Raw genomic sequence first — 22,605 nt, forward strand, 5'->3', positions numbered from 1 at the left:
TGTCCTCTCTTTGAAACTCAAGCCTTACTTGGAGTAAAGCTCGACGATCAGGTGTTCGTTAATGTCGGCGGACAGATCGGTACGTTCAGGAATACGTTTGAACACACCTTCCATCTTCGCAGCATCAACTTCCAGCCAAGTCGGCTTTTCACGCTGCTCAGCCAGCTCCAGAGAAGCCTTAACACGAGACTGCTTTTTAGCTTTCTCGCGGATGCTGACTACGTCATTCGGAGATACCTGATAAGAAGCGATGTTAACAACGCGACCATTTACCATAACGGCTTTATGGCTAACCAGCTGACGTGATTCTGCACGAGTGGCGCCGAAGCCCATACGGTAAACTACGTTGTCCAGACGACCTTCCAGAAGGGTCAACAGGTTTTCACCGGTGTTGCCTTTCAGGCGGGTTGCTGCTTTGTAATAGTTACGGAACTGACGCTCCAGAACACCGTACATACGGCGAACTTTTTGCTTTTCACGTAACTGTACACCATAGTCAGACAGACGCGGTTTACGCGCACCGTGTTGACCAGGTGGCTGTTCAATTTTGCACTTTGAATCTATCGCGCGAACGCCAGACTTCAGGAACAGGTCTGTGCCCTCGCGGCGGCTAAGCTTGAGCTTAGGACCCAAATATCTTGCCATTTTCTTTCTCCAACAATCCGAAAAGCAGGGGCGTTACACGCGACGCTTTTTCGGTGGACGACAACCGTTATGAGGAATCGGAGTCACATCGGTAATATTAGTGATGCGGAAACCAGCCGCGTTCAGAGCGCGGATAGTAGACTCACGACCAGGACCAGGTCCTTTAACCATAACTTCCAGGTTCTTGATACCGTATTCTTTAACTGCGTCAGCACAACGCTCGGCTGCAACCTGAGCTGCAAACGGAGTTGACTTACGAGAACCACGGAAACCGGAACCACCGGCTGTTGCCCAACCCAAAGCATTACCCTGACGATCGGTAATAGTCACAATGGTGTTGTTGAAAGAAGCATGGATATGAGCCACGCCGTCAGAGACTTGTTTTCTTACACGCTTACGTGTACGAACAGGTGCCTTTGCCATTATTCAATCACCCCGATTATTTCTTGATCGGTTTACGCGGACCCTTACGGGTACGTGCGTTGGTCTTAGTACGCTGACCGCGAACTGGCAGACCACGACGATGGCGTAAACCACGGTATGTACCAAGATCCATCAGACGCTTGATGCTCAGGGTAACTTCACGACGCAAATCACCTTCAACAGTGAATTTGGCAACTGCTTCACGCAGTTGTTCAATTTGCTCTTCAGACAGCTCACTGATCTTAACATTTTCAGCAATACCCGTCTCAGCACAGATAGACTGTGAACGAGTTTTGCCGATTCCGAAGATCGACGTTAACGCGATAACGGTATGTTTATGATCAGGAATGTTAATGCCTGCTATACGGGCCACTATGCACTCCTACTAATTTTTACGGCAACACCATTCTGAAAAGCCCGTTTTCAGGATACTCAAATAATGTTGCAGCTACATACAAAAGATTGGCTGGCTAATCTAGCCAGCTCAACCCAACTTTGCAAGAAAAATATGCGAGATAATCAGCCTTGACGCTGTTTATGCTTCGGCTCGGCGCTGCAAATCACACGAACGACACCGTTACGCTTAACGATTTTGCAGTTACGACATAATTTCTTGACGGAAGCACGAACTTTCATTTTTACTCTCCGTAACTTCTCAAACGCACCAGATTAGCGGTTATAGCCTTTCAGGTTTGCTTTCTTCAATGCAGACTCGTACTGACTTGACATCATCAGAGTTTGCACTTGAGCCATAAAGTCCATGATGACGACAACCACGATCAGTAGCGAGGTACCACCAAAGTAGAATGGTACTTTCATTGCATCACGCATGAACTCCGGGATCAGGCAGATGAAAGTAATGTACATCGCGCCCACCAGGGTTAAACGCGTCATCACTTTATCGATATATTTCGCCGTTTGCTCTCCCGGACGAATTCCTGGTACGAAGGCACCGGACTTCTTCAGGTTATCTGCTGTTTCACGCGGGTTGAAAACCAACGCCGTGTAGAAGAAACAGAAGAAGATGATTGCAGACGCATAGAGTAACACATAAAGCGGTTGTCCAGGCTGCAAATACAGCGAAATCGTTGTCAGCCAGTTCCAACCGGTACCACCCCCAAACCATGATGCAATCGTGGCAGGGAACAGAATAATGCTGGAAGCGAAGATTGCCGGGATTACCCCTGCCATATTCACTTTCAACGGTAAGTGTGTGCTCTGTGCTGCGTAAACACGACGACCCTGTTGACGTTTCGCATAGTTAACGACGATACGACGTTGACCACGTTCAATGAAAACAACGAAGAAGGTTACTGCAAACACTAATACTGCAACCAACAGCAACAAGAGGAAGTGCAGGTCGCCTTGCCGAGCTTGCTCAATAGTATGGCCAACTGCCGGCGGAAGACCCGCCACAATACCCGCGAAGATAATGATTGAGATACCGTTACCGATACCACGTTCAGTAATCTGCTCACCCAGCCACATCAGGAACATTGTCCCGGTAACCAGACTCACAACCGCAGTAAAGTAGAATGCAAAGCCTGGGTTTAACACCAGGCCCTGCATACCAGGCATATTCGGCAGACCGGTAGCAATACCGATCGACTGGAATATGGCCAACACCAGCGTACCGTAGCGGGTGTACTGGCTAATCTTGCGACGGCCAGCCTCCCCTTCTTTCTTGATTTCCGCCAACGCTGGGTGAACCACCGTCAGTAACTGGATAATGATCGAGGCCGAAATGTACGGCATGATCCCCAGAGCAAAAATAGAAGCACGGCTGAGAGCACCACCAGAGAACATGTTAAACATTTCAATGATGGTGCCTCTCTGCTGTTCGAGCAGTTTGGCAAGCACAGTGGCATCGATACCAGGAATCGGAATGAAAGAGCCAATGCGGAAAACAATCAGCGCGCCGATAACAAACAAAAGTCTGCGCTTCAGCTCGCCGAGTCCGCCTTTAGCACTTTGAAAATCTAATCCTGGTTGCTTAGCCATCAGCTTACTTATTCCTCAATTTTACCGCCAGCAGCCTCGATAGCAACACGAGCGCCTTTGGTGACACGCAGACCACGCAGGGTAACCGGACGAGTGATTTCGCCAGAAAGCATAACTTTCGCGAACTCGATCTGGGTACCAACAACGTTAGCGGCTTTCAGCGTGTTCAGGTCGATTACGTCGCCTTCAACAAGAGCCAGTTCAGACAGACGAACTTCTGCCGTGATCATAGCTTTGCGAGAGGTGAAGCCGAATTTCGGCAAACGACGATATAAAGGCATCTGACCACCTTCAAACCCACGACGTACGCCACCGCCAGAACGTGAGTTCTGACCTTTGTGACCACGACCGGCGGTTTTACCCAGGCCAGAACCAATACCACGACCTACACGCTTAGGCGCATGCTTGGCACCTTCAGCCGGAGACAGAGTATTTAAACGCATCTGTTACTCCTCAACCTTAACCATGTAGGAAACCAGGTTGATCATACCGCGTACAGCAGGAGTATCCTCGCGCTCTACGGTGTGACCAATACGACGCAGACCCAGACCGAGCAGTGTAGCTTTATGCTTCGGCAGACGGCCAATGGAGCTGCGAACTTGTGTAACTTTGATAGTCTTAGCCATGGTCAATTACCCCAGAATGTCTGCAACGGATTTACCACGCTTGGCAGCGACCATTTCAGGAGACTTCATATTAGCCAAAGCGTCGATAGTTGCACGAACCACGTTGATCGGGTTGGTGGAACCATAAGCTTTAGCCAGTACGTTGTGCACCCCAGCAACTTCGAGAACGGCGCGCATTGCACCACCCGCGATGATACCGGTACCTTCATGAGCTGGCTGCATGAACACACGGGAACCCGTATGAGCACCTTTAACAGGGTGCTGCAGGGTGCCGCCGTTCAGCGCGACATTCATCATGTTGCGACGGGCTTTTTCCATCGCTTTCTGGATCGCTGCTGGAACTTCGCGTGCTTTGCCGTAGCCAAAACCAACGCGACCGTTACCATCACCAACTACTGTCAGTGCGGTAAAGCTGAAAATACGGCCACCTTTTACGGTTTTAGATACGCGGTTTACCGCGATCAGCTTTTCCTGCAGTTCGCCAGCTTGTTTTTCGATGTGAGCCATCTTAAACCTCTTCCTTAGAACTGAAGGCCAGCTTCACGGGCAGCATCTGCCAGTGCCTGGACTCGACCATGATATTGGAAACCGGAACGGTCAAAGGATACTTTCGCAATCCCTTTTTCCAACGCGCGCTCAGCCAGAGCTTTACCTACGGCTGCTGCTGCGTCTTTGTTACCGGAGTACTTCAATTGCTCAGTGATAGCTTTTTCTAAAGTAGAAGCGGCTACCAGAACTTCAGAACCATTAGGAGCAATGACCTGTGCGTAAATGTGACGCGGGGTACGATGTACCACCAGGCGGGTTGCACCCAGTTCTTTGAGCTTACGGCGTGCGCGGGTCGCACGACGGATACGAGCAGATTTCTTATCCATAGTGTTACCTTACTTCTTCTTAGCCTCTTTGGTACGCACGACTTCGTCGGCGTAACGGACACCCTTGCCTTTATAAGGCTCAGGACGGCGGTAGGCACGCAGATCTGCAGCAACCTGGCCAATAACCTGCTTATCAGCGCCTTTCAGCACGATTTCAGTTTGGCTTGGGCATTCAGCAGTAATACCTGCTGGCAGCTGGTGATCGATTGGGTGAGAGAAGCCCAGGGCTAAATTCACCACGTTGCCTTTAACAGCAGCACGATAACCAACACCTACCAGTTGAAGCTTCTTGGTGAAACCTTCGGTAACACCGACAACCATTGCGTTCAGCAGAGCGCGCGTGGTACCCGCTTGGGCCCATGCGTTAGCAAAACCTTCGCGCGGGGCGAAAGTCAGTGCGTTAGCTTCTTGCTTCACTTCAACGGCGTCATGGACTGTACGAGTCAGCTCGCCGTTCTTACCCTTAACCGAAATAACCTGACCGTTGAGTTTTACCTCTACGCCGGCAGGAATGACGACGGGTGCTTTTGCAACACGAGACATTCTTTCCTCCCGAATTAAGCTACGTAGCAGATAATCTCGCCACCAAGACCAGCTTGGCGAGCTGCACGATCGGTCATAACACCTTTAGAGGTAGAAATAACAGCGATACCCAGACCGGCCATAACTTTTGGCAGTGCATCTTTTTTCTTGTAGATGCGCAGACCTGGACGACTGATACGCTGAATGCTTTCTACCACTGCCTTGCCCTGGAAGTACTTCAGTACCAGTTCCAGAACAGGCTTGGTGTCGCCTTCAATTTTGAAATCTTCAATAAAACCTTCTTCCTTCAGCACGTTGGCAATTGCCACTTTCAGCTTGGAGGAAGGCATGGTGACCGCAACTTTGTTCGCGGCTTGACCGTTACGGATACGGGTCAGCATATCCGCGATCGGATCTTGCATGCTCATCTGTCTTTACTCCCGTGATTCAATTGGTAATTACCAGCTAGCCTTTTTCAAGCCTGGTACTTCACCGCGCATAGCGGCTTCACGTAGCTTGATACGGCTCAACCCGAATTTGCCCACATAACCATGTGGACGGCCAGTTTGACGGCAGCGTTTACGCTGACGAGACGGGCTGGAATCACGCGGCAGAGACTGGAGCTTGAGAACAGCATCCCAACGATCTTCGTCAGAAGAGTTCACACCAGAAATGATAGCTTTCAATTCCTCGCGTTTAGCGCGGTACTTGTCAGCCAGTTTCACGCGAACGACTTCGCGTGCTTTCATTGATTGCTTAGCCATTAGTAACCCTGCCTTACTTGCGGAACGGGAAGTTAAAAGCAGCCAACAGCGCGCGGCCTTCATCATCAGATTTCGCAGAAGTGGTAATGGTAATATCCAAACCACGAACGCGATCGACTTTGTCGTAGTCGATTTCTGGGAAGATGATTTGCTCACGCACACCCATGCTGTAGTTACCACGGCCATCGAATGACTTAGCGGACAAGCCACGGAAGTCACGGATACGTGGAACAGCAATGGAAATCAGACGCTCAAAGAACTCCCACATGCGTTCGCCACGCAGAGTTACTTTACAGCCGATCGGATAGCCCTGGCGGATTTTGAAGCCTGCAACAGATTTGCGTGCTTTGGTGATGAACGGCTTTTGACCGGAGATTGCTGCCAAGTCAGCTGCTGCATTATCCAGCAGTTTCTTGTCAGCGATCGCTTCACCAACACCCATATTCAGGGTGATCTTCTCGACCCGAGGGACTTGCATGACAGAGTTGTAATCAAACTGAGACATCAGTTGTTTGACTACCTCGTCTTTGTAGTAATCATGCAGTTTCGCCATCGTCATACTCCAAATTACTTGATAGTTTCGCTATTTGATTTGAAGAAACGGACTTTTTTGCCGTCTTCGAATCTAAAGCCTACACGGTCAGCCTTACCGGTAGCCGAGTTGAACAGCGCAATGTTGGAAACCTGAATAGCAGCTTCTTTTTCAACAATGCCACCTGGTTGGTTCAGGGCCGGGACCGGCTTCTGATGTTTCTTAACCAGGTTGATACCTTCAACAATGACCTTACCAGCAGACAGGACATTTTTTACTTTACCGCGTTTACCTTTGTCTTTCCCGGTAAGCACGATAACTTCGTCATCACGACGGATTTTCGCTGCCATGGTTCGCTCCTTAGAGTACTTCTGGTGCCAGAGAGATAATTTTCATGAACTTCTCATTACGCAGTTCACGAGTTACCGGCCCAAAAATACGCGTACCGATAGGTTGCTCGCTGTTATTGTTTAAAATAACGCATGCATTACCATCGAAGCGAATGACAGAACCGTCCGGGCGACGTACACCCTTCTTGGTGCGCACCACTACCGCCTTCAGCACATCGCCTTTCTTCACCTTACCGCGCGGAATTGCTTCCTTGATGGTAATTTTGATGACGTCGCCGATGCCTGCGTAGCGACGGTGCGAGCCACCTAGAACCTTGATACACATTACGCGACGTGCACCGGAGTTGTCGGCCACGTTCAGCATAGTCTGTTCTTGGATCATGTTAGTGCTCCGCTAATGTCAACTACAACTTTAGGACCTATTACTAGGTCGTTGAAAAGCCCCATAACCGAGGGCGCAGCATTATAACACCGCTTCCAGAGTATGGGTAGAAAAAATAAACGGCTCACTTTCTGAGCCGTTTATTAAGTTAGAGTCAGCTACTCTATTACAGAATCGCTTTATCTACAATGCGAACCAACGTCCATGACTTAGTCTTGGACAGTGGACGGCATTCGCGGATTTCTACCACGTCACCGATACCACATTCGTTGTTCTCATCATGTACATGCAGCTTAGTCGTACGCTTGATGAATTTCCCGTAGATCGGGTGCTTCACCGTACGTTCGATAGCAACAACCATGGATTTCTCCATTTTGTCACTAACAACACGACCTTGCAGAGTACGGATAATATCAGTCATTTTACGCACCCGCCTTTTCAGTCAGTAAAGTCTTAACGCGTGCGACATTACGACGCACTTGTTTCAACAGGTGAGTTTGTTGCAGTTGGCCACTCGCCGCCTGCATGCGTAAGTTGAATTGCTCACGCAGCAGGTTGAGCAGCTCAGTGTTCAGCTCTTCAACACTTTTTTCACGCAGCTCTTGTGCTTTCATTACATCACCGTCTTAGTTACAAAGGTGGTTTTGATCGGCAGTTTAGCTGCTGCCAGCTTGAACGCTTCACGGGCGACTTCTTCTGGAACGCCGTCCATTTCGTACAGGACTTTGCCAGGTTGGATCAGGGCAACCCAATACTCCACGTTACCCTTACCTTTACCCATACGCACTTCAAGAGGCTTCTCGGTGATTGGTTTGTCCGGGAATACACGGATCCAAATCTTACCTTGACGCTTCACTGCACGAGTCATTGCACGACGAGCTGCTTCGATTTGACGAGCAGTCAGACGGCCACGGCCAACAGCTTTCAGACCGAAAGTGCCGAAGCTAACATCCGTACCTTGCGCCAGACCACGGTTGCGGCCCTTGTGCACCTTACGGAATTTTGTACGCTTTGGTTGTAACATCAGCGACTCTCCTTACTTGCGGCCTTTACGCTGCTGCTTTTTAGGTTGAGCAGCCGGTTCCGGTTGTTCAACTGCAGCCATACCACCCAGGATCTCACCTTTGAAGATCCATACCTTAACGCCGATTACACCATAAGTGGTGTGCGCTTCAGATGTGTTGTAATCGATATCCGCACGCAGTGTATGCAACGGAACACGACCTTCACGGTACCATTCGGTACGCGCGATTTCAGCACCGCCAAGACGGCCGCTTACTTCAACTTTGATACCTTTAGCGCCAAGACGCATTGCGTTCTGTACAGCACGCTTCATAGCACGACGGAACATAACGCGACGTTCCAGCTGTGAAGTGATGCTGTCAGCAACCAATTTTGCGTCCAGTTCCGGTTTACGGACTTCGGCGATGTTAATTTGCGCAGGAACGCCAGCGATATCCGCTACGACCTTACGCAGTTTTTCGACATCTTCACCTTTCTTGCCGATAACGATGCCAGGACGAGCGGTGTGAATAGTCACACGGATGCTCTTCGCTGGACGCTCGATAACGATGCGAGAAACGGAAGCTTTCGCCAGTTCTTTAGTCAAGAATTGGCGAACTTTAAAGTCGCTGTCCAGGTTGTCAGCGAATTCTTTGGTATTCGCATACCAAGTAGAGTTCCAAGGTTTGACAATACCCAGGCGAATACCATTAGGATGTACTTTCTGACCCATTGCTAGTCTCCAGAGTCTCAGCGATCGGACACAACCACAGTAATGTGGCTGGTGCGCTTCAGGATGCGATCTGCACGACCTTTTGCACGAGGCATAATGCGCTTCATGCTTGGGCCTTCGTCTACGAAGATTTTCGTGACTTTCAGATCATCGATGTCAGCGCCATCGTTGTGTTCTGCGTTAGCAATGGCAGACTCCAGCACTTTCTTGACCAGACCAGCAGCTTTCTTGTTGGTGTAGGCCAGAGTTTCCAGAGCTTGCGACACTTTCTTACCGCGGATCAGGTCTGCAACAAGGCGAACCTTCTGAGCAGAAGAACGAGCGTGGCGATGTTTAGCGATAGTTTCCATCTCTTCCTCCTACCTTAGCGCTTTTTAGCTTTTTTATCAGCCGCATGGCCGCGATAAGTACGAGTCGGCGCGAATTCACCCAGTTTGTGACCGACCATTTCATCGGAAACAAATACTGGTACGTGCTGACGACCATTATGGACAGCGATGGTCAAACCGATCATGTTAGGAAAGATCGTTGAACGACGGGACCAAGTGCGCAAAGGCTTCTTGTCACCGCTTTCCACCGCTTTCTCTACCTTCTTCAGCAAGTGCAGGTCAATAAAAGGACCTTTCTTGAGAGAACGTGGCATGGCTTATCCTCTAATTATTTTTTACTACGGCGACGTACGATGAACTTGTCAGTACGCTTGTTGCTACGGGTCTTCTTACCTTTGGTCTGAACGCCCCACGGAGTTACCGGGTGCTTACCAAAGTTACGACCTTCACCACCACCGTGCGGGTGATCGACTGGGTTCATCGCCGTACCGCGAACGGTAGGACGAATACCACGCCAACGTGCAGCACCTGCTTTACCCAGAACGCGAAGCATATGTTCAGCGTTACCGACTTCACCCAGGGTGGCGCGGCAATCAACTGGAACTTTACGCATTTCGCCAGAGCGCAGACGCAGAGTTACGTAGGAACCATCACGTGCGACGATCTGAACGTAGGCACCAGCAGAACGAGCCAGCTGGCCGCCTTTACCTGGTTTCATTTCTACGTTATGAACCGTTGAACCTACTGGGATGTTGCGCATAGGCAGGGTGTTACCCGCTTTGATTGCAGCATCAACACCAGATTGGATCTGGTCACCAGCTTTCAGGCCTTTCGGCGCCAGGATGTAACGGCGTTCGCCGTCCTTGTACAGAACCAGCGCGATGTTCGCGGAACGGTTCGGATCGTACTCCAGACGCTCAACCACAGCAGGGATACCATCTTTGTTGCGTTTGAAGTCAACCAGACGATAATGTTGCTTGTGGCCACCACCGATATGACGGGTGGTGATACGGCCATTGTTGTTACGACCACCGCTTTTGCTCAGTTTCTCAAGCAGCGGGGCATAAGGTTTACCCTTGTGCAGCTCAGGGTTAACCACTTTAACAACGTGGCGACGACCCGGAGATGTAGGTTTACATTTAACAATTGCCATTGTTCTTACTCCTCCGACTTACTCTGCGCCGCCGATGAAGTCCAAGTTCTGGCCTTCCTTCAGGGTGACGTAAGCTTTTTTCCAGTCGCTACGACGACCAACACGCTGACCTTGACGCTTCACTTTCCCTTTTACTACCAGGGTGTTAACGTCTTCGACTTCGACTTCAAACAGTTTCTGCACTGCAGCTTTGATTTCTGCTTTGGTCGCGTCTTTGGCAACTTTGAGTACGATGGTGTTGCTTTTTTCCATCGCAGCGGATGCTTTTTCAGATACGTGCGGTGCACGCAGCACTTTCAGCAAACGTTCTTCACGGATCATGCCAGCATCTCCTCAACTTGCTTCACAGCATCAGCAGTCATAACCACTTTGTCGAAGGCGATCAGGCTAACTGGGTCGATACCTGCTACATCGCGCACGTCAACCTTGTACAGGTTACGAGCTGCCAGGAACAGATTCTCATCCAGTTCACCGGTCACGATCAGCACATCTTCCAGGGCCATATCTTTCAGTTTCTGTGCCAGCAGCTTAGTTTTAGGCGCTTCTACAGAGAACTTCTCGACAACGATCAGACGATCTTGACGTACCAGTTCGGACAGGATGCTTTTCAGCGCGCCGCGGTACATCTTTTTGTTTACTTTCTGACTGTGGTCTTGTGGCTTCGCAGCGAAGGTTACACCACCAGAACGCCAGATCGGGCTCTTTACAGTGCCTGAACGCGCACGGCCAGTACCTTTCTGGCGCCACGGTTTTTTACCGGAACCAGTCACTTCAGCACGGGTCTTCTGAGCACGGGTACCTTGACGGGCACCTGCTGCATAAGCAACAACAACCTGGTGTACCAGCGCTTCGTTGAAATCACGACCGAAGGTAGTTTCGGAAACAGTCAGCGCGCTTTGCGCGTCTTTCAATACTAATTCCATTGCTATCCCCTTACGCCTTCACAGCTGGTTTAACGATCAGGTTGCCACCGGTTGCGCCCGGTACAGCACCCTTAACCAGCAGCAGGTTGCGCTCAGCGTCAACACGTACTACGTCCAGGCTTTGAACGGTTACACGCTCGTCACCCAGGTGGCCAGCCATTTTCTTGCCTTTGAACACTTTGCCCGGAGTCTGGTTCTGACCGATAGAACCCGGAACGCGGTGAGACAAGGAGTTACCGTGGGTTGCATCCTGAGTACGGAAGTTCCAGCGCTTTACAGTGCCAGCAAAACCTTTACCTTTGGAAGTACCGGTAACATCGACTTTTTTAACGTCAGCGAAGATTTCTACGCTGATTTCTTGACCTGCAGCGAACTCTTGACCTTCTTCAAGGCGGAATTCCCACAGACCACGGCCAGCTTCGACGCCAGCTTTAGCGAAATGACCCGCTTCCGGTTTGGTCACACGGTTAGCTTTTTTGCTACCGGTAGTGACCTGAATGGCACGGTATCCGTCGTTGTCCAGGTCTTTAACCTGAGTCACGCGGTTCGCTTCAATTTCAATCACGGTTACTGGGATAGAAACGCCATCTTCAGTGAAGATACGAGTCATGCCCACTTTTTTACCGACTAAACCAATCATTGTTTCAACCTCTCAATCGTCAATGACCTGATTAACCCAGGCTGATCTGCACGTCTACACCGGCAGCCAGATCCAGACGCATCAGAGCATCAACGGTTTTCTCAGTTGGCTCAACGATGTCAACCAGACGCTTGTGAGTGCGGATCTCGTACTGATCACGCGCGTCTTTGTTGACGTGCGGGGAGATCAGAACGGTAAAGCGCTCTTTGCGAGTTGGCAGCGGGATCGGACCACGGACTTGCGCACCAGTGCGCTTGGCAGTCTCGACGATTTCCGCAGTTGATTGATCGATCAGACGATGATCAAACGCTTTCAGGCGGATACGGATTCTTTGGTTCTGCATGAGACCAGAGCTCCAATTATTTATAAACGTAAATAATTACTCCTCACACCCATTTCGATTGATGGGGGAGTGTAATCGTCAACATATAACCCCCATATCGGGAGTATTGTTCGAAGGGCAAAACGTTCTTGCCAATCGACTGATTCGCTAAAATCAGGCTTACCAAGATTAGGTAAGCCCGCGCATTATACGCAAACCAGGCCAGGTTGCAAGCCACGGATGGAAATATGCTCAGAATGAGCGGTATTTAATGCGTTTTACCCCTCACCCCAACCCTCTCCTTTAGTGAGAGGGAGCCGATCGGCGCTGTTAGCAAGTTCAGAAGATAATCTGTAACAGGGGAATGTGAGGATTGGTATGGGGTTAAAGCTGGTATGTGATAGTGGAATGTAAAGGATGAATATCGTAGTTAAGTTGTGGCACGGGCTGTCCCCTCTCCCTGTGGGAGAGGGCTAGGGTGAGGGGCCGTGATGTCAGTCTTTACGTTCCAGCACTTGCGCCTGGCAATAGTTTTGGATGCCAAGCCGCTCGATCAGGCTCAGCTCAGTCTCCAACCAGTCGATATGCCCTTCCTCATCGGCCAACACCTCTTTCATCAGATCGCGGCTAACGTAATCATGGATAGAGTCGGCATAGGCGATACCTTCCCGTAGGTTCTTGGCACCATCCAGTTCCAGAGCCAAATCGGACCTCAGCATCTCTTCGACATCTTCGCCGATATTCAGCTTGCCAAGATCTTGCAGGTTCGGTAGCCCTTCAAGGAACAGAATACGCTCGATGTAGCGATCGGCATGTTTCATCTCATCGATCGACTCGTGATATTCCTTCTCATTGAGACGCATCAGGCCCCAATTTTTGAACATACGCGCGTGCAGGAAGTATTGATTGATGGCAACCAGCTCGTTACCGAGCAGCTTGTTGAGGTGAGCAATGATCTTTTTATCGCCTTTCATAGGTAAATCCTCCTGGGCAGTTCTAAAAGTGTAGAAGCTGCGGGCCAAGAGTCAAAAAATAACCCTACTATTTATTAGGCGACTTCGTGCATATGAATCAGGGTTGCCCGTTCCTCCACCATAATTTGCCTTGCCTGACGAATGCATTTACCGCAGTCGGTTCCAATCGGCACCAGCTCACGCAGTTGCTTCATGGTATGGGGATTGTGCTGACGCACCGCTTTGCGGATCGCTTTGTCGGACACAGCATTACACAAACATACGTACATAGAGAGACTCACTTCTTAACCAATGCAGTAAGTCTAAATAAGAATCGTTTTTATTTCAATTAAGATTGGTAAAAAATTGTATAAAAAAAGGGCACCGAAGTGCCCTCTTTTAGTGCTTATAAATTATTCGCGATTAAGCGATAACTTTAGCAACAACGCCCGCACCTACAGTACGGCCGCCTTCACGGATTGCGAAACGCAAGCCTTGGTCCATAGCGATTGGGTGGATCAGGGTAACAACCATGTTCACGTTATCGCCTGGCATTACCATCTCTACGCCTTCTGGCAGTTCGATGGTACCGGTCACGTCAGTTGTACGGAAGTAGAACTGTGGACGGTAGCCTTTGAAGAATGGAGTATGACGACCACCTTCTTCTTTGCTCAGGATATACACTTCTGAATCGAACTGAGTGTGTGGCTTGATGGAACCTGGTTTAGCCAGTACCTGACCACGTTCGATGTCTTCACGCTTGATACCACGCAGCAGAACACCAACGTTCTCACCAGCACGGCCTTCGTCCAGCAGTTTGCGGAACATTTCAACGCCGGTACAGGTAGACTTAACGGTGTCTTTGATACCAACGATTTCAACTTCTTCGCCAACTTTAACGATACCGCGCTCAACACGACCGGTAACTACGGTACCACGACCGGAGATGGAGAAGACGTCTTCGATTGGCAGCAGGAACGGCTGGTCGATAGCACGCTCTGGTTCTGGGATGTAAGAATCCAGGTGACCGGCCAGCTCGATGATTTTAGCTTCCCACTCAGCTTCGCCTTCCAGTGCTTTCAGCGCTGAACCACGAACAACCGGCAGGTCATCACCAGGGAAGTCATAAGCAGACAGAAGTTCACGAACTTCCATTTCTACCAGTTCCAGCAGCTCTTCATCATCAACCATGTCGCATTTGTTCATGAATACGATGATGTAAGGAACGCCAACCTGACGACCCAGCAGGATGTGCTCACGAGTCTGAGGCATAGGGCCGTCAGTCGCAGCTACAACCAGGATAGCGCCGTCCATCTGAGCAGCACCGGTGATCATGTTTTTCACGTAGTCGGCGTGTCCTGGGCAGTCAACGTGCGCGTAGTGACGAGTCGGGGTGTCATATTCAACGTGAGAAGTGTTGATGGTGATACCACGAGCTTTTTCTTCTGGCGCGTTATCGATCTGGTCGAAAGCACGTGCAGAACCACCGTAGGTTTTAGCCAGAACGGTAGTGATTGCAGCGGTCAGGGTAGTTTTACCGTGGTCAACGTGGCCGATAGTACCAACGTTAACGTGCGGTTTGGAACGTTCAAATTTTTCTTTAGACACGGCTATATTCCTTAACTCTTTTGCTCCCCCCTCATGGAGGGAGCACTGATCAATGTGTTAAACCCGAAAGCTTATTTACCACGGGCTTCAATAACGGCCTGAGCGACGTTGTTCGGCGCATCATCGTACTTCAGGAACTCCATGGAGTAAGAAGCACGGCCTTTGGTCAGAGAACGCAGTTGAGTTGCGTATCCAAACATCTCGGACAACGGAACTTCAGCGTGAATCTGAACGCCAGTAGCGTTGGATTCCTGACCTTTCAGTTGACCACGACGACGGCTAAGGTCACCGATGACGTCACCAGTGTTCTCTTCCGGCGTTTCAACTTCAACCTTCATGATAGGCTCAAGCAAAACAGGTTTTGCTTTCTTAAAGCCATCTTTAAAGGCGATAGACGCGGCCAGTTTAAACGCCAATTCGGAGGAGTCAACATCGTGGAAAGAACCGAAATGCAGACGCACACCGAGATCAACTACCGGATAACCGGCCAGTGGACCAGACTTAAGTTGCTCCTGGAGGCCTTTATCAATGGCAGGGATGTATTCCGTTGGGATCACACCGCCTTTAATGTCATTGATGAACTCGTAACCTTTCGGATTTGAGCCCGGCTCCAGTGGGTACATGTCGATAACAACATGACCATACTGACCACGACCACCAGACTGCTTGGCGTGTTTACCTTCGATGTCAGTAACTTTCGCGCGAATCGCTTCACGGTAAGCAACCTGTGGTTTACCCACGTTCGCTTCAACGTTAAATTCACGACGCATACGGTCAACCAGGATATCCAGGTGAAGTTCACCCATACCTGCGATGATGGTCTGACCTGATTCTTCGTCAGTCCATACGCGGAATGATGGGTCTTCCTTCGCCAGACGGCCCAGAGCCAGACCCATTTTTTCCTGGTCAGCTTTGGTTTTTGGTTCTACCGCTACGGAGATTACCGGCTCAGGGAACTCCATACGCTCAAGAATGATCGGGCTAGCAGGATCACACAGCGTATCACCGGTAGTTACGTCTTTCAGACCGATTGCTGCAGCGATGTCGCCTGCACGAACTTCTTTAATCTCTTCACGCTTGTTAGCGTGCATCTGAACGATACGGCCCAGACGCTCACGCGCGGCCTTAACGGAGTTCAGAACTGTGTCACCGGAGTTAACAACGCCAGAGTACACACGGAAGAACGTCAGGTTACCCACGAATGGATCGGTAGCGATTTTGAACGCCAGTGCAGAGAACGGCTCTGAGTCGTCAGAATGACGCACAGCCGGGGTATCTTTACCGTCGTCCAGAATACCGTTGATAGCTTCAACGTCATTTGGCGCTGGCAGGTATTCGATAACCGCATCCAGCATTGCCTGTACGCCTTTGTTTTTAAAGGCAGAACCACAGGTTACCAGAATCACTTCGTTGTTCAGCACGCGCTGACGCAGAGCTTTCTTGATTTCTTCCTCGGTCAGCTCTTCGCCGCCCAGGTATTTGTCCATCAGCTCATCTGAGGCTTCTGCTGCAGACTCAACCAGATTCTGGTGCCATTCAGCAGCCAGTTCTTGCATGTCAGCTGGGATCTCTTCGTATTCGAAGGTCACGCCTGCATCAGCTTCGTTCCAGTTGATGGCTTTCATTTTCACCAGGTCAACAACACCGGTGAATTTCTCTTCTGCGCCAATTGCCAGCTGCAATGGAACCGGGTTTGCGCCCAGACGAGATTTAAGCTGACCAACAACTTTCAAGAAGTTGGCACCCATACGGTCCATTTTGTTAACGAACGCGATGCGTGGCACTTTATATTTGTTAGCCTGACGCCATACGGTCTCAGACTGTGGCTGAACACCACCAACAGCACAGTAAACCATTACCGCGCCATCAAGCACACGCATGGAACGTTCTACTTCGATGGTGAAGTCAACGTGCCCTGGGGTGTCGATGATGTTTACACGGTGCGGCTCAAACTGCTTGGCCATACCAGACCAGAAAGCAGTTGTCGCTGCAGAAGTAATGGTAATACCACGCTCCTGCTCTTGTTCCATCCAGTCCATGGTGGCGGCGCCGTCATGAACTTCACCGATTTTGTGGTTTACACCGGTGTAGAACAGGATACGTTCGGTAGTTGTGGTCTTACCGGCGTCGATGTGAGCACTGATACCGATATTACGGTAGCGCTCAATGGGTGTTGTACGAGCCATTTGATTCCTCTATTGCCTTAGGCGGTTCGGTGAAACCAAGCGGGTTGGCTTCTTGAAGCGCCCACTTGGTTAGCATAACTACTGCGTGGATTACCAGCGGTAGTGGGCGAACGCCTTGTTGGCTTCTGCCATACGGTGAACGTCTTCACGCTTCTTAACAGCAGAACCTTTGTTCTCTGCTGCATCAGACAGTTCGTTCGCCAGGCGCAGAGCCATGGATTTATCACCACGTTTACGAGCTGCATCAACGATCCAACGCATTGCCAGGGCATTACGACGAACCGGACGAACTTCAACTGGTACCTGGTAAGTAGAACCACCAACGCGGCGAGACTTAACTTCTACAGTCGGGCGCACGTTGTCGAGAGCGACTTCGAAAGCTTCCAGGTGACCTTTACCAGAACGCTGAGCCAGGGTCTCCAGCGCGGTATAGACGATTGCTTCTGCAGTAGATTTCTTACCATCTACCATCAGAATGTTTACAAATTTAGCCAACAGCTCGGATCCGAACTTAGGATCTGGCAGGATTTTACGTTGGCCTATTACGCGACGACGTGGCATGGAAATACTCCGTTGAAAATTTCAGGATTGTCCAAAACTCTACGAGTTTATTTTGACATTAAAATGTTTGGCCTTACTTAACGGAGAACCATTAAGCCTTTGGCTTCTTCACGCCGTACTTGGAACGAGCTTGCTTACGGTCTTTAACGCCGGAGCAGTCAAGTGCACCACGAACGGTGTGGTAACGCACACCTGGCAAGTCTTTAACACGACCGCCACGGATCAGGATTACGGAGTGTTCCTGCAGGTTGTGGCCTTCGCCACCGATGTAAGAACTCACTTCGAAACCGTTAGTCAAACGCACACGGCAAACTTTACGCAGTGCGGAGTTTGGTTTTTTCGGGGTGGTGGTATATACGCGAGTACATACACCACGTTTCTGCGGGCAGGCTTCCAGCGCTGGAACGTTGCTTTTAGCAGCCTTCACAGAGCGTGGTTTGCGAACCAGCTGATTAATCGTAGTCATTAAAAAAAGCTCCTGGGTTTTGCTTCGTTTTTTGCTTCGTAAACATGTGATAAATCCCCCGTATGCACTTTTGGCACAGTACGAGGACGCAGAATTTTATGGCTGACTGGTAGAGGTGTCAAGAAATATACAACATCACCCGCATTACCATGCCATTTGGCTGTGGTGTTTCTCGGTTAACACAACGAAGTCAGTATAACCGATTAGCGTGATTTTGGGTGAAAAATGAACAGACAGGCCTCTGGCTTCCAGATCGTCCTGCAGCGCATAAAGGGATATGGGGGCATTGAGCAATAAATCAAGGCTGGCGCTACCGGACAGGCCGGCCAGTACGCCGTCTTGCAACAACAACAGAGCATCACCTTCTCTGGTGAGCCTTAACAACGCAGGCAGGTCGCAACGGGTTGGGGAATGGCTGAGGGTATACAGCATCAAAGTATCCTAGAAAGTCATGACCACATCGTAAGTGGCCAGTTTCTGGCGCAGAGTATCTGGCGGCAGAGTTTCGGCCTTCAGCACCCAGTCGGTGACCTGTTGCAGGCCGCGCTCCTGGATGGCCGTTGCGCAGAGATAGCAGTTTTCAACGTCATACAGCGGCAATACGCCAAAAGTGGCGATGTAATTGCGGGCCAGGATCTTTTCGGGTTGTTGGCCCGGCAGCAGTTGCAACACACCATCGCCGACAAAAAATACGCCGATATCCTCGCTCAGTGCCGACGTCGCCAGTACCGCATCCAGCCCTTCCCTGCCAGCCGCACTGCCATGTGGCCCTTGGGTAAATACAAACGCAACTCGCTTCATTCTGCTCACTTAAAACTGTATCAGGCGATCGTTGCTCAGCGCCGCTTCGGCCAATGAGCCCAAACCGCTGAGGGTAAACCCCGGCTGCAGGTTGGCAGCCACCAACGCCAACTGTGCGGCTTCTTGCTCATCGGTCACGCCACGGCGCAAAGCTGCCGCCACACAGACATTAAGCTCCACGCCATGTTGCTGCGCCAGAGCCACCCACGCCCGCACCAGATCGAATTCATCGCTGGCTGGAGAGGTCAGTTGGTTGGCATTCAGCACCCCTTCACGATAGAAAAAAACGCTGGTAATGCGGTGGCCTGCCGCCAACAGGGCCTGGGCGAATTGCCAGGCGCTGCTCGCTTGCTGAGTACCATAAGCCGGGCCGGTGACCAATAGGCAGTAGTTAAGCATCAGCGCTCATTGCCCAGCAAATCGCCACTCTTGAACTGGCGGATATACAGGTAGACGGTATGCTTGGAGATATTCAGGCGATCGGCAACCTGATTGATCGCGTCTTTGATATCAAAAATGCCTTTCTCGTACAGGTTGAGTACGATCTGGCGATTTTTGGCGTTATTGGACACGTTGCGATCGGCATTCACCTCTTCGATGGTGAACTCCAACGTCTGCGCCACCAGATCGTCAACCGAGGAGGCGAAGTTGACCGAGGAAGCCACCTCCTGCGTTTCCGGCGGCATAAAGGTCTGGATAATCTGCGAGAACGGCACATCGAGATTCATGTTGATACACAGCAGGCCGATCACCCGCTGTTCGCGATTGCGGATGGCAATCGTTACCGACTTCATCAACACGCCACTTTTGGCCCGGGTGAAATAGGCTTTGGAGACGCTGCTGTCATCGCCCGCCATATCATGCAGCATACGCAGTGCCAGATCGGTGATCGGCGAACCGATTTTACGCCCGGTGTGTTCACCATTGGCAATACGCACGGCGGAGCATTTCAGATCCTCCAGGGAGTGCAGCACGATTTCGCAGTGCCCACCAATCAGCATCGCCAGCCCATCGACCACGGCTTCATACGACTTCAGGATTTCATGGTCCGTCTGACTAAACGGACGCTCATTCAGCAAATCAAGTTCGCTGGCTTCGCTGGATAAAAGCGAATTTGACATCGAAGATACCACCTACATAGATCGCCTGTGCCAGGGGACGCAACTAAAACGGCTCGTGCAGGAGACAATCGCTGCCGGGAGCAGTTTTAGGTACACGCCCTAAGGGGCAGGCGCATGATTCATAAGTTCAGACCCAGAGTCTAGCAAAACGGTCAGATGCTGGTTCTTACATTTGCGCGTGATATTGACGTTAAGCCCGATGCCCGGCAGGCGTCAAGCGATCAGTAAAGACAGGGAGTAAAGTTGCAGGATATTTTGCATTCTTGGTAGCGCAGAAATGAAAACCGCCGCGAAGGACATTCGCGGCGGTTGGGAAAATCTTAGACTTACTTGGCTTTAGCGTCTACAGCAGCTTCATCAGCCGCTTTTTCTGTTTTGTCGTCAGCCTTGGCTGCTGGTTTCACATCCAACAGTTCAACATCAAACACCAACGTGGAGTTGGCAGGGATCCCTGGAACGCCATTTTTACCGTAGGCCAGTGCCGGTGGGATAACCAGTTTGATCTTGCCGCCTTTCTTGATGTGCTTCAGGCCTTCAGTCCAGCCAGGGATCACGCCGTCCAGACGGAATGACAATGGCTCGCCGCGATCGTAGGAGTTGTCAAACACGGTGCCGTCGGTCAGGGTACCTTTGTAGTTTACCACTACGGTATCGCTGTCTTTCGGTGCTTCACCGGTCCCTTCTTTCTCTACTTTGTACAGCAGACCAGATTCGGTTTTCTTCGCGCCTTTTTCTTTGGCGAAGGTTTCAGCGTATTTAACGCCTTTCGCTTCGTTTTCTTTCGCGTCCTGCTCCATCTTCGCCTGAGCAGAAGCCTTCACGCGCACTTCAAAACCTTGCAGGGTTTTTTCGATGTCAGAGTCATTCAGCTTGCTCTGCTTGGCAAACGCGTCCTTAACAGCCCCGAGCATCACGTCTTTGTCCAGCTTGATGCCCAGCTTTTCCTGTTCATCCAGCGAGTTTTCCATGTAGCGGCCGAGTTGAACACCCAGTGCGTAAGCAACCTGCTCATCGTCATTCTTGAACTTACCGATGCTTGGTGCTTCTGCAGGTTTAGCCGCTTCAGCAGCAGGCGCAACCTCACCGGTAGTGGTAACGGTAGCTGCATCAGCAGGTTTGGCTGCATCGGCTGCCATAACTTGGGTCGCATTCAGAGCAAGCGCCATAGTGGTTGCCAGAAGCGTGACTTTAAACAAAGATTTCATCCATTTCTCCAGTGTCTGAAGCGGTGCCTCAAACCATCATTAAGTAAGTTAACCGGGCTACTATAGCTGCCTGAAACAAAACAAAACAGTCACACAGGTAACCAATCGAGTCAAGATGTGACCTCATATTGGTAGCAAAGTTCAAGAAAAATAATTATCGCATTGATAATTAACACCTTTATTTGACGGCCTTGCGAGTTGAATTGCCCGCCTTGCAGCAGTGATAAACCGCTTGCCGAAATTGGCAGGCACAAAGCCGAGCGCTACTGATAACATAGTGCCAGAATCCCGGATTTAACAGTGCCAGAGGTAACATCATGCACGAGCAAAACTACGACAGCCTGCTGCAGCGGTTGGAAGAGATGGAAAGCCGCCAGGCCTTTCAGGAAGTGACGATTGAGGAACTCAATCAAACCGTGGTACAGCATCAGCTTGAAATGCTGAAGATACAAGAACATCTGCGGCTGCTGACCGACAAACTGCGCGCCAGCCAACCTTCGATGATCGCCTCGCAGTCGGAAGAGACACCTCCCCCGCATTACTAAAAAAGGCCGCCGAAGCGACCTTTTGTTGCAGTTACAGCACCAGGATTAGTGGCAGCCGCAACCACCGTTGCCACCACAGCCGCCTTTCTTGCCGTGGTCATGATCGTGGTCGTGATCGTGGCCATGACCGCCACAGCAGCCGTCACCGTGTTCATGGTGATGATCGTGCTCACCGTGAACGTGGCCGTGGGCCAGTTCTTCTTCAGTCGCTTCACGCAGCGCCACAACTTCTACGTGGAAGTTCAGGTCTTGGCCAGCCAGCATGTGGTTACCATCAACCACTACGTGGTCACCATCAACTTCGGTGATTTCAACCGGAACCGGGCCCTGATCGGTATCAGCCAGGAAGCGCATGCCTACCTGCAGTTCATCAACGCCCATAAAGACGTCTTTAGGAACGCGCTGCACCAGGTTTTCATCGTAGTTGCCGTAAGCTTCGTTAGCGGCGACATGAACGTCGAAACGATCGCCCGCTTCGTGACCTTCGAGTGCTTTTTCCAGACCTGCGATCAGAGAGCCATGCCCGTGCAGATAGTCCAACGGTGCACTCACCGGAGACTCATCAACCAAAACACCGTCTTCTGTACGTACTTGGTAAGCCAGGCTGACCACCAAGTCTTTTGTTACTTTCATGATATCTCCTACCGTTGGAAACTAAATCGGTGGAGATTGTAGCGGAAATCTCCAGCGCTGTACCCTTCAGCATAAAAAATCACGGCAGATAACGCTACTCTGGGTGAAAAATACCGATCACCTGCTCCTGCGGGCGAACGTGTTTTTCCACCTGTTGCTCGGTCTGGCGCTGATGGTGGCCACACTTGACACACTCCACTACTTCAACCTGGTCTTCACGCCAAACCGCCAGCGTATCCATAGCGTTACAGCTTGGGCAAACCGCCCCGGCGATAAATCTTTTACGAGTTGCAGACATCATTGT

The 22,605-nt window shown here is 50.7% G+C and carries 40 protein-coding genes; 1 reads left to right on the top strand and 39 read right to left on the bottom strand.

Annotated elements, in window-relative coordinates; all coding sequences use genetic code 11:
* Positions 1-24 precede the first annotated feature (24 nt).
* The 37 genes from rpsD to fkpA all read right to left on the bottom strand — a co-directional run bounded on the left by rpsD (position 25) and on the right by fkpA (position 21,123).
* Positions 25-645, bottom strand: a complete 621-nt coding sequence (gene rpsD, locus KGP16_RS24340) for a 30S ribosomal protein S4 (protein ID WP_021182216.1) — start codon at positions 643-645, stop codon at positions 25-27.
* Between the two features lie 33 nt (positions 646-678).
* Entirely contained in the window at positions 679-1,068 is a 390-nt protein-coding gene (gene rpsK, locus KGP16_RS24345; protein WP_004929731.1) for a 30S ribosomal protein S11, read from the bottom strand.
* A 16-nt stretch (positions 1,069-1,084) separates the two neighbouring features.
* On the bottom strand, positions 1,085-1,441 hold the full coding sequence (rpsM, locus tag KGP16_RS24350) for a 30S ribosomal protein S13 (protein WP_021182217.1): 357 nt from the start codon (positions 1,439-1,441) through the stop codon (positions 1,085-1,087).
* 146 nt (positions 1,442-1,587) lie between these two features.
* Complete coding sequence (gene rpmJ, locus KGP16_RS24355; RefSeq protein WP_002227352.1) at positions 1,588-1,704, bottom strand: 50S ribosomal protein L36; 117 nt, start codon at positions 1,702-1,704, stop codon at positions 1,588-1,590.
* A gap of 33 nt (positions 1,705-1,737) precedes the next feature.
* Positions 1,738-3,069 carry a preprotein translocase subunit SecY gene (secY, locus tag KGP16_RS24360; protein ID WP_021182218.1) on the bottom strand — a complete coding sequence of 444 codons (1,332 nt, stop codon included), beginning with the start codon at positions 3,067-3,069 and terminating at the stop codon, positions 1,738-1,740.
* A gap of 8 nt (positions 3,070-3,077) precedes the next feature.
* Positions 3,078-3,512: a 50S ribosomal protein L15 gene (rplO, locus tag KGP16_RS24365; protein ID WP_021182219.1), complete on the bottom strand. Its 435-nt coding sequence runs from the start codon at positions 3,510-3,512 to the stop codon at positions 3,078-3,080.
* Between the two features lie 3 nt (positions 3,513-3,515).
* A complete protein-coding gene (rpmD, locus tag KGP16_RS24370; RefSeq protein ID WP_004956161.1) occupies positions 3,516-3,695 on the bottom strand; it encodes a 50S ribosomal protein L30 in 180 nt (59 codons plus the stop codon).
* A 6-nt stretch (positions 3,696-3,701) separates the two neighbouring features.
* Positions 3,702-4,202 carry a 30S ribosomal protein S5 gene (gene rpsE / locus KGP16_RS24375; protein WP_021182220.1) on the bottom strand — a complete coding sequence of 167 codons (501 nt, stop codon included), beginning with the start codon at positions 4,200-4,202 and terminating at the stop codon, positions 3,702-3,704.
* A gap of 14 nt (positions 4,203-4,216) precedes the next feature.
* Complete coding sequence (gene rplR, locus KGP16_RS24380; RefSeq protein ID WP_021182221.1) at positions 4,217-4,570, bottom strand: 50S ribosomal protein L18; 354 nt, start codon at positions 4,568-4,570, stop codon at positions 4,217-4,219.
* A gap of 9 nt (positions 4,571-4,579) precedes the next feature.
* Positions 4,580-5,113 carry a 50S ribosomal protein L6 gene (gene rplF, locus KGP16_RS24385; protein ID WP_021182222.1) on the bottom strand — a complete coding sequence of 178 codons (534 nt, stop codon included), beginning with the start codon at positions 5,111-5,113 and terminating at the stop codon, positions 4,580-4,582.
* Positions 5,114-5,127: 14 nt separating this feature from the next.
* A complete protein-coding gene (rpsH, locus tag KGP16_RS24390) occupies positions 5,128-5,520 on the bottom strand; it encodes a 30S ribosomal protein S8 (RefSeq protein ID WP_021182223.1) in 393 nt (130 codons plus the stop codon).
* 30 nt (positions 5,521-5,550) lie between these two features.
* Positions 5,551-5,856: a 30S ribosomal protein S14 gene (rpsN, locus tag KGP16_RS24395; protein WP_021182224.1), complete on the bottom strand. Its 306-nt coding sequence runs from the start codon at positions 5,854-5,856 to the stop codon at positions 5,551-5,553.
* Positions 5,857-5,869: 13 nt separating this feature from the next.
* Positions 5,870-6,409 carry a 50S ribosomal protein L5 gene (gene rplE, locus KGP16_RS24400; RefSeq protein ID WP_021808125.1) on the bottom strand — a complete coding sequence of 180 codons (540 nt, stop codon included), beginning with the start codon at positions 6,407-6,409 and terminating at the stop codon, positions 5,870-5,872.
* A gap of 14 nt (positions 6,410-6,423) precedes the next feature.
* Positions 6,424-6,738 (bottom strand): 50S ribosomal protein L24, encoded by a 315-nt coding sequence (gene rplX / locus KGP16_RS24405; RefSeq protein ID WP_021808126.1) that lies wholly within the window; start codon positions 6,736-6,738, stop codon positions 6,424-6,426.
* Between the two features lie 10 nt (positions 6,739-6,748).
* On the bottom strand, positions 6,749-7,120 hold the full coding sequence (gene rplN / locus KGP16_RS24410) for a 50S ribosomal protein L14 (RefSeq protein ID WP_020837240.1): 372 nt from the start codon (positions 7,118-7,120) through the stop codon (positions 6,749-6,751).
* Between the two features lie 166 nt (positions 7,121-7,286).
* Positions 7,287-7,541: a 30S ribosomal protein S17 gene (gene rpsQ / locus KGP16_RS24415; protein ID WP_021182227.1), complete on the bottom strand. Its 255-nt coding sequence runs from the start codon at positions 7,539-7,541 to the stop codon at positions 7,287-7,289.
* Between the two features lies 1 nt (position 7,542).
* A complete protein-coding gene (gene rpmC, locus KGP16_RS24420) occupies positions 7,543-7,734 on the bottom strand; it encodes a 50S ribosomal protein L29 (RefSeq protein WP_002218942.1) in 192 nt (63 codons plus the stop codon).
* The gene (rplP, locus tag KGP16_RS24425; protein ID WP_004929764.1) at positions 7,734-8,144 is read right to left on the bottom strand and encodes a 50S ribosomal protein L16; all 411 of its coding nucleotides are present in this window, start codon (positions 8,142-8,144) and stop codon (positions 7,734-7,736) included. The genes rpmC and rplP overlap by 1 nt, the downstream gene beginning before the upstream one ends.
* Positions 8,145-8,156: 12 nt before the next feature.
* A complete protein-coding gene (rpsC, locus tag KGP16_RS24430) occupies positions 8,157-8,855 on the bottom strand; it encodes a 30S ribosomal protein S3 (protein ID WP_004956187.1) in 699 nt (232 codons plus the stop codon).
* A 17-nt stretch (positions 8,856-8,872) separates the two neighbouring features.
* A complete protein-coding gene (gene rplV, locus KGP16_RS24435; protein ID WP_004391423.1) occupies positions 8,873-9,205 on the bottom strand; it encodes a 50S ribosomal protein L22 in 333 nt (110 codons plus the stop codon).
* A gap of 14 nt (positions 9,206-9,219) precedes the next feature.
* Positions 9,220-9,498 carry a 30S ribosomal protein S19 gene (gene rpsS / locus KGP16_RS24440; RefSeq protein ID WP_004929772.1) on the bottom strand — a complete coding sequence of 93 codons (279 nt, stop codon included), beginning with the start codon at positions 9,496-9,498 and terminating at the stop codon, positions 9,220-9,222.
* 14 nt (positions 9,499-9,512) lie between these two features.
* Complete coding sequence (gene rplB, locus KGP16_RS24445; RefSeq protein WP_021182228.1) at positions 9,513-10,337, bottom strand: 50S ribosomal protein L2; 825 nt, start codon at positions 10,335-10,337, stop codon at positions 9,513-9,515.
* 18 nt (positions 10,338-10,355) lie between these two features.
* Complete coding sequence (gene rplW / locus KGP16_RS24450) at positions 10,356-10,658, bottom strand: 50S ribosomal protein L23 (RefSeq protein WP_021182229.1); 303 nt, start codon at positions 10,656-10,658, stop codon at positions 10,356-10,358.
* On the bottom strand, positions 10,655-11,260 hold the full coding sequence (rplD, locus tag KGP16_RS24455; RefSeq protein ID WP_021182230.1) for a 50S ribosomal protein L4: 606 nt from the start codon (positions 11,258-11,260) through the stop codon (positions 10,655-10,657). The genes rplW and rplD overlap by 4 nt, the downstream gene beginning before the upstream one ends.
* A gap of 10 nt (positions 11,261-11,270) precedes the next feature.
* A complete protein-coding gene (rplC, locus tag KGP16_RS24460; RefSeq protein ID WP_004956193.1) occupies positions 11,271-11,900 on the bottom strand; it encodes a 50S ribosomal protein L3 in 630 nt (209 codons plus the stop codon).
* Positions 11,901-11,931: 31 nt separating this feature from the next.
* On the bottom strand, positions 11,932-12,243 hold the full coding sequence (gene rpsJ, locus KGP16_RS24465) for a 30S ribosomal protein S10 (protein WP_001181005.1): 312 nt from the start codon (positions 12,241-12,243) through the stop codon (positions 11,932-11,934).
* A 473-nt stretch (positions 12,244-12,716) separates the two neighbouring features.
* Positions 12,717-13,196, bottom strand: a complete 480-nt coding sequence (bfr, locus tag KGP16_RS24470; RefSeq protein WP_021182231.1) for a bacterioferritin — start codon at positions 13,194-13,196, stop codon at positions 12,717-12,719.
* 74 nt (positions 13,197-13,270) lie between these two features.
* Positions 13,271-13,465 (bottom strand): bacterioferritin-associated ferredoxin, encoded by a 195-nt coding sequence (gene bfd / locus KGP16_RS24475; RefSeq protein ID WP_024485620.1) that lies wholly within the window; start codon positions 13,463-13,465, stop codon positions 13,271-13,273.
* A 133-nt stretch (positions 13,466-13,598) separates the two neighbouring features.
* Entirely contained in the window at positions 13,599-14,783 is a 1,185-nt protein-coding gene (gene tuf, locus KGP16_RS24480) for an elongation factor Tu (RefSeq protein WP_046808053.1), read from the bottom strand.
* Positions 14,784-14,854: 71 nt separating this feature from the next.
* Positions 14,855-16,969, bottom strand: coding sequence for an elongation factor G (gene fusA, locus KGP16_RS24485; RefSeq protein WP_021181636.1), 2,115 nt, complete (start codon positions 16,967-16,969; stop codon positions 14,855-14,857).
* A 90-nt stretch (positions 16,970-17,059) separates the two neighbouring features.
* On the bottom strand, positions 17,060-17,530 hold the full coding sequence (gene rpsG / locus KGP16_RS24490; protein WP_021181637.1) for a 30S ribosomal protein S7: 471 nt from the start codon (positions 17,528-17,530) through the stop codon (positions 17,060-17,062).
* 91 nt (positions 17,531-17,621) lie between these two features.
* The gene (gene rpsL, locus KGP16_RS24495) at positions 17,622-17,996 is read right to left on the bottom strand and encodes a 30S ribosomal protein S12 (RefSeq protein WP_021181638.1); all 375 of its coding nucleotides are present in this window, start codon (positions 17,994-17,996) and stop codon (positions 17,622-17,624) included.
* 144 nt (positions 17,997-18,140) lie between these two features.
* Positions 18,141-18,428 carry a sulfurtransferase complex subunit TusB gene (gene tusB, locus KGP16_RS24500; protein WP_021181639.1) on the bottom strand — a complete coding sequence of 96 codons (288 nt, stop codon included), beginning with the start codon at positions 18,426-18,428 and terminating at the stop codon, positions 18,141-18,143.
* A gap of 9 nt (positions 18,429-18,437) precedes the next feature.
* Positions 18,438-18,797: a sulfurtransferase complex subunit TusC gene (gene tusC, locus KGP16_RS24505; protein ID WP_021808024.1), complete on the bottom strand. Its 360-nt coding sequence runs from the start codon at positions 18,795-18,797 to the stop codon at positions 18,438-18,440.
* Positions 18,798-18,806: 9 nt separating this feature from the next.
* Complete coding sequence (gene tusD, locus KGP16_RS24510) at positions 18,807-19,196, bottom strand: sulfurtransferase complex subunit TusD (RefSeq protein WP_021808025.1); 390 nt, start codon at positions 19,194-19,196, stop codon at positions 18,807-18,809.
* The gene (locus tag KGP16_RS24515; RefSeq protein WP_021181642.1) at positions 19,196-19,918 is read right to left on the bottom strand and encodes a transcriptional regulator; all 723 of its coding nucleotides are present in this window, start codon (positions 19,916-19,918) and stop codon (positions 19,196-19,198) included. Before KGP16_RS24515 ends, tusD begins: the two co-directional genes overlap by 1 nt.
* Before the next feature lie 326 nt (positions 19,919-20,244).
* The gene (gene fkpA / locus KGP16_RS24520) at positions 20,245-21,123 is read right to left on the bottom strand and encodes an FKBP-type peptidyl-prolyl cis-trans isomerase (protein WP_223500483.1); all 879 of its coding nucleotides are present in this window, start codon (positions 21,121-21,123) and stop codon (positions 20,245-20,247) included.
* A 317-nt stretch (positions 21,124-21,440) separates the two neighbouring features.
* Here fkpA and KGP16_RS24525 point away from each other — a divergent pair, with 317 nt between their 5' ends.
* Positions 21,441-21,668, top strand: coding sequence for a SlyX family protein (locus KGP16_RS24525; RefSeq protein WP_021808027.1), 228 nt, complete (start codon positions 21,441-21,443; stop codon positions 21,666-21,668).
* Positions 21,669-21,713: 45 nt separating this feature from the next.
* Here KGP16_RS24525 and slyD read toward each other — a convergent pair whose 3' ends face one another.
* Both slyD and KGP16_RS24535 read right to left on the bottom strand, forming a co-directional pair.
* Positions 21,714-22,301, bottom strand: a complete 588-nt coding sequence (slyD, locus tag KGP16_RS24530; RefSeq protein WP_021181645.1) for a peptidylprolyl isomerase — start codon at positions 22,299-22,301, stop codon at positions 21,714-21,716.
* A 94-nt stretch (positions 22,302-22,395) separates the two neighbouring features.
* On the bottom strand, positions 22,396-22,599 hold the full coding sequence (locus KGP16_RS24535; protein WP_037376686.1) for a YheV family putative zinc ribbon protein: 204 nt from the start codon (positions 22,597-22,599) through the stop codon (positions 22,396-22,398).
* Positions 22,600-22,605: the final 6 nt, after the last annotated feature.

Origin of the sequence: Serratia sp. JSRIV006 (assembly GCF_019968685.1) — a bacterium.
Taxonomy (GTDB): domain Bacteria; phylum Pseudomonadota; class Gammaproteobacteria; order Enterobacterales; family Enterobacteriaceae; genus Chania; species Chania fonticola_B.